At 54.5% G+C, this 301-nt stretch carries 1 protein-coding gene; it reads left to right on the top strand.

The genetic code is table 11. The features are described 5' to 3' along the window. Positions 1-301, top strand: a 301-nt coding sequence (locus IG168_RS20785) for a hypothetical protein (protein ID WP_226877209.1), incomplete at both ends; no start/stop codon positions are given.

The raw sequence follows: 301 nt of genomic DNA, 5'->3' as shown, positions 1-301 counted from the left end.
ATCAATGGGCGCATCGGATATCGAGGCGGGCTCAACAGCCTAAATCCTGGAAATCGCCTTTCATGGTTCATGACCTCGATCGCCATGATCGAGTTGCACCATGCTGGATGCGATTATCAATGTGGGGAGGCGCGCGACGATATGGTCTTCTCCGGGCGCATCCGGTCGATGTCCGGATATGCCAACGCCAATCCTCTCGGTTCGCTCTACATCAAAGCGCGAGGCAAGTCTGAAGCGCTAACATTGGTATGGTCAAACCGGCAGCAGATCGCCAAAGAGATCACGAACAGACATCGGATCC

The organism is Microbulbifer hainanensis (assembly GCF_014904735.1).
GTDB classification, from domain to species: Bacteria; Pseudomonadota; Gammaproteobacteria; order Pseudomonadales; family Cellvibrionaceae; genus Microbulbifer; species Microbulbifer hainanensis.
This window is presented reverse-complemented; position numbering and strand designations above follow the sequence as displayed.